The organism is Parabacteroides sp. FAFU027, from assembly GCF_022808675.1.
Classification (GTDB): domain Bacteria; phylum Bacteroidota; class Bacteroidia; order Bacteroidales; family UBA7332; genus CAXXIC01.
Genome location: NZ_JAKZKV010000028.1, coordinates 1 through 5,069, shown reverse-complemented (window position 1 = coordinate 5,069; position 5,069 = coordinate 1). Strand labels below are relative to the sequence as shown.

Genomic DNA, 5,069 nt, shown 5'->3' with positions numbered 1-5,069 from the left:
TACGAACATCGCAAAACGCGTAATCCAGGAATATCAATCTATAATAAACAATAATGTCAATGATCTATAAATTTCTTACTTACCCCTTGTATTGTCATATGACATTATCTAAAGGGGACTTATAGAGTCTGCAAAGCATTAACCAAATCGCAAGAATCAAATTTCCTGTAATTGCAGTAACCTTCTTAATCGTACTGCTGCGAAAGTCCCCTTCATGGGATTAGGAGCAGTTGCAACAGCGTAACTGTCAATTTGTAAGTTTCTAACCCCGATATACCCAAATAGATAAATTGATCAAGGAGAAATGGTCGGATACTATCCGGTCGTTTCTCCTTTCTTTTCTCCTGTCTCTGTTGCCTTGTTGTTTCTTTCCAATTTTTGTCTTTCCAATTTACCATTTATCCCTCGCTAACGATTGCTGCTTGGGTGTCATGATTCCCTCAGGCTATCATTCCCTCTTTAAATATAGCACCCTAGATCGTCATTCTCTATATTTATTATAGGTTGAGTATATCTTGTCTTTAGGTTTAAATGGAGCAAATATGGTATAAATACAGAAATAAAATGAGCGATATCATGTCTCATTTACAAAAGGGAGATACACTTTATCTGCCCGGTATGCCGATCCTGGGTGATTATTCTTTTGATAAAGAAGTCCATATTATCGGTGCCGGTTATCATCCCGATTCGTCAGCGGTATCAGGGATAACTAAGTTTCTTGGAACTATCGTTTTTGAGAATGGATGTGATAAGTCATCGATGACCGGAGTGAGAGTCGAAGGAATGACTTATGTGAGGGATTCCATTGTCACCATCACCAGATGCAGCCTGGGGGATGTTCAAATACAGGGTACGGTGGTACCGGTGTCGCAAACCTATCTTTCTGATTGTTTAATGAGAGGAACACTTTATGGCATCAATAACAATGTTACGAATACATTGATTGAGCGTTGTGTAATATACGGAGGTATGGAAGGGGGAGATAAAAGCAATATGATGTTCAATAACTCTATTTTCCTGAATACCGGTAACTGGGTATTATCAAGCCTGCAAAATGTGATTGTTCAGAACTCGATCATTTTAAATCCAGGTAATTATGGTTTCTTAGCCTACTCCTCAGCGCTAACTTTGAGGAATAATGTTTTTGTTAGTGCAAGTTTTACAAATGCCTCATTTGTAATGAGTAATAATCTGTTTAGCGTTTCCGAGGCTGATATTTTCGTAGATAAATCCATCGAGAATTATCACCTGAAACCCTCATTTGCCCAAGGTCTTACCATGGCGACTGATGGCAAAGAGGTCGGTATTTACGGTACGGATTATCCATTCCTGGTTCCCACTTACGAACCCCGGTTTATTAGTATAAATAATGGACAAAACCTTGTCAATGGAAAACTTTCCATCAAAATGAAAGTGGAAGCAAGGAATCGTTAAGCAATAAGTTTTTTAACCGTGCTTGTCGTAGTCAAGCCATAATTATCTTCAAATGAGACGATTAATAAAACATTATTTGCCCGTTTTTATCGGGTGCATAGCATTGTCTCCACCCGTTTTTGCCCAAAAACAGATAAATACCCTCGAATACTGGATTGATGGTAGCTCCAATTCTCGAATTCATCGTTCAATCGGGGCTGTTTCAGTCAATAATTGGGAAGAGATGATAAACTTATCTGCTTTAACGGATGGTGTGCATACATTTAATTCTCGCTTCAAGGACATTAGCGGAGTGTGGACCAATGTGCAGAGCCATTTTTTCCTTAAGCAAACTAATGCAGCCGGTCAGGGATTGGTAAGAAAGGTAAATGGCCTGGAATATTGGATAGATGGTAAATCATCTTCCCGTACTCAACGTACTTTATCTGGTGCAACTCCATACAATTGGGAAGAGCTGTTGGATTACTCCACCTTAAATGACGGAGTGCATACTTTTAATGTACGATTCAGGGACGATGGCGGCGTTTGGACACATGCACAAAGCCACTTTTTCCTGAAGCAAACTAATGCAGCCGGTCAGGGATTGGTAAGAAAGGTAAATGGCCTGGAATATTGGATAGATGGAAAATCTACTTCCCGTACCCAACGAGCATTATTCGCAGCAACGCCATACAATTGGGAAGAGCAGTTAGATTACTCAGCTCTAAATGATGGAGTGCATACTTTCAATGTGCGATTCAGAGATGATGGCGGAGTTTGGACCAATACGCAAAGCCACTTTTTCCTGAAGCAAACCAATGCAGCCGGTCAGGGATTGATAAGAAAGATAAATGGCCTGGAATATTGGATAGATGGAAAATCCACTTCCCGTACCCAACGAACATTATCCGCAGCAACGCCATACAATTGGGAAGAACAGTTGGATTACTCAGCTCTAAATGATGGAGTGCATACTTTCAATGTGCGATTTAAGGATGACGGAGGAGTATGGACAAATACGCAAAGCTACTTCTTTATCAAAATCAAACGTAGTGCCGATGTTATCCCGATAGGTGAAAACCGGATTACAGGGTATCGGGTATGGTTTGCTGAAGAACCTGGATTTATTCCAACATTTTCTACAAACGTTTCGCCGGGTATTGCGGATGTACAGGATTCCGTTCCATTAAGCTTTTTGCCTAAAGGAAAGCATCAGATAGCTTATCAGTTCAAAGACAAACGGGGAGTTTGGTCGCCGGTGATTACTGATAGCATCACCCAGAATGGTAAACCGGACTTTAGTTTTACGGCGGATAAGAATAGCGTCATGTTAGGCCAGTCCGTTAAGTTGACACCCCGGATAACTCTCTTTATTGATAGCATTGTGTGGAGTTATGGAGATGGAGTGACAGAAGTATACTTTGAACCGGTTCATACATATAAAGCTCCAGGGCAATTTGATGTTACAGCAACCGTTTGGCATAAAGGTTCTCATGAGGGAATAGCATATATCGAAGTGAAATATATCAAGGTGATATCTTCCGGTGTGCCAAAGGTTGAGGTTGTCACGCTGAAAATCTATCCGGTACCGACTAACGATGTCCTGTCTGTTGAGACAGAAATGGCTGCGATGAAGGAGATTAGCATAATCTCGTTAAACGGTACAATCATTCAGAAGCATCTTGCGAAAATCCGAATAAAGAGCAATTATCCATTGGGAATCTCCCGGCACAAACCTATATTCTTCAAATAGAAACAGATACAGGTGTGTTTACACGCAAGATTGTAAAGAAATAACCCTCTGGTAGTAATATAAAGAAACGGTTTCGGTAAATAATGAAACCGTTTCTTTGTATAGAATGCTATTCTGCCCACTTTTCAATCCATTCGCTGAGAACCATGCACCATACATCATTATCGTTGAGGCAGGGTATTGCCAGAAACTCTTCTCCTCCTAGCTGTAAAAAATCGGTTTTAGCTTCCATTCCTATTTCCTCCAACGTTTCCAGGCAATCAGCCACAAAGGCAGGTGTGACTACGGCCAGTTTCTTTACTCCACTTTCTGCCAGTTTGCGTATCGTCTCCGATGTATAAGGTTGCAGCCATACTTCTTTCCCAAGTCTGGACTGAAAAGAAGTACTCACGTTATCCACCGAAAGTTCAAGTTCCTCACACACCAGTCTGGTCGTTTCGTAACATTGGTGCCGGTAGCAGAATTCGTGAGCAGGAGAAGGCATTCTGCAGCATGAGCCGTCAATTTTGCAATGCGAATGGGTAATGTCCGATTTGTGAATATGGCGCTCTGGGATACCATGATAAGAAAAAAGGAAATGCTCAATCTCTTTTTCAGCTGTTGACTTCCGTATGGAGTCAGCTAATGCACGGATATATTCTGGTCTGTGATAAAAAGCAGGAAGCGACGACAATTTCATTTCAGGGAAATATTTTTTCTGCAAAATGCGTGCTTTTTCGAGTATCGTGACCGTAGTTGCCATCGCATATTGCGGATAAAGAGGAATAATCAGCACCTCATCAACTCCCTTCCCAGCTAACTCTTTCAACCCGGTTAGAATAGATGGCTCTCCGTATCTCATAGCCAGTGCAGCTGGGATGGAAGTCTGTTTTGACACCTTTTGGAGCATCCGTTTTGACAAAACGATTAATGGAGAACCCTCGTCCCACCATATTTTTTGATAATTCCTGGCCGATTTTTCCGGTCGGGTGCGGAGTATAATCCCCTTGACTAATAATTTACGCGCAATATAGGGAATATCAATGACGTATTTATCCATCAGAAATTCCCCGAGATATCTCTTCACATCATGCGGAGTAGGGGAGTCCGGAGAACCGAGATTTATTAAAAGTGCACCTTTGCTCATGATCCTTCAATATTTCCGGGCAATTCTTACCCGATTGAATTTATAGAACACAAAAGTAGAAAAACAGTTTATAATTCCCTCTTTCATTCTTTTTCTTAGGGCGCGCCCCTCGTTCCCTCGGGTCGGGCTATGCGCTGCAAGTCCTCGCGCAGAAGCTACCGTCAGATACTCCGATACCGCACCAAACCTCCAAGGTTTCCAAAACCCTGGAGGTTTTATTTCGCTCCAACTTTGCCAAGGGTTCAAGCTTTGGCAAAGTTTTTTCTCCGGAAAAAGCCTGTTTATCGGGAACGACACAATAAATATCCCCGATGTAACCATATAATCACACCACCTCTCAATCAAATTCTCGCAGCGTTTTTATCAGAAATCCACGAATCCTCCCAACCACACAAAAAAAAGTCATTTCATACGTCCTCTTATGTTCAGTAGGTTATATTCTTTAACAGAAAAAAGGCGTCGTATAATTTGGAGCGAATAGATAAACCGACTACTTTTGCACTCGCTAAACAGGAAGGGCAGCGGCCCAACGAAGATTGCTTGAGACTTTTGGAAATAAAAATCTGAAAAGATTTGGAAGATAAAAAAGAAAAGCGTTATCTTTGCAGCCGTTTCGCTAAAACTTTTGGTGAGGCAAAATGAAAAGAGTTCATTGAAGAAATTATAGATAGACAAGTAGTACAAAACTGCTTTGTTCAATAAAGACCAGTGATGGTAAAGAATAAAGCAAGGGAAAAATTAAACCGTCAATTAGCAATAATTGGAGTAAGGATTAAC

3 protein-coding genes and 1 pseudogene are annotated in these 5,069 nt (G+C 41.1%); 3 read left to right on the top strand and 1 reads right to left on the bottom strand.

Annotated elements, in window-relative coordinates; all coding sequences use genetic code 11:
- The first annotated feature begins 564 nt into the window (after nt 1-564).
- The 3 genes and pseudogenes from MLE17_RS18770 (at nt 565) to MLE17_RS19000 (ending at nt 3,210) form a co-directional block, all read left to right on the top strand.
- Nucleotides 565-1,434, top strand: coding sequence for a right-handed parallel beta-helix repeat-containing protein (locus MLE17_RS18770; protein WP_243350306.1), 870 nt, complete (start codon nt 565-567; stop codon nt 1,432-1,434).
- 52 nt (nt 1,435-1,486) lie between these two features.
- Nucleotides 1,487-2,896 (top strand): annotated as a pseudogene (locus tag MLE17_RS18765) (PKD domain-containing protein); the annotation flags it as partial.
- Nucleotides 2,897-3,126: 230 nt separating this feature from the next.
- Nucleotides 3,127-3,210 (top strand): hypothetical protein, encoded by an 84-nt coding sequence (locus MLE17_RS19000; RefSeq protein ID WP_410795645.1) that lies wholly within the window; start codon nt 3,127-3,129, stop codon nt 3,208-3,210.
- A gap of 65 nt (nt 3,211-3,275) precedes the next feature.
- On the opposite strand, the gene hemH is transcribed toward MLE17_RS19000, so the two are convergent.
- Nucleotides 3,276-4,292 carry a ferrochelatase gene (gene hemH, locus MLE17_RS18760; protein ID WP_243350304.1) on the bottom strand — a complete coding sequence of 339 codons (1,017 nt, stop codon included), beginning with the start codon at nt 4,290-4,292 and terminating at the stop codon, nt 3,276-3,278.
- Nucleotides 4,293-5,069: the final 777 nt, after the last annotated feature.

What these genes read in the sequence shown, in the direction of transcription:
- hemH (WP_243350304.1), bottom strand. Translation starts at nt 4,292, where the DNA reads ATGAGCAAAGGTGCACTTTTAATAAATCTCGGTTCTCCGGACTCCCCT.
- MLE17_RS18770 (WP_243350306.1), top strand. Translation starts at nt 565, where the DNA reads ATGAGCGATATCATGTCTCATTTACAAAAGGGAGATACACTTTATCTG.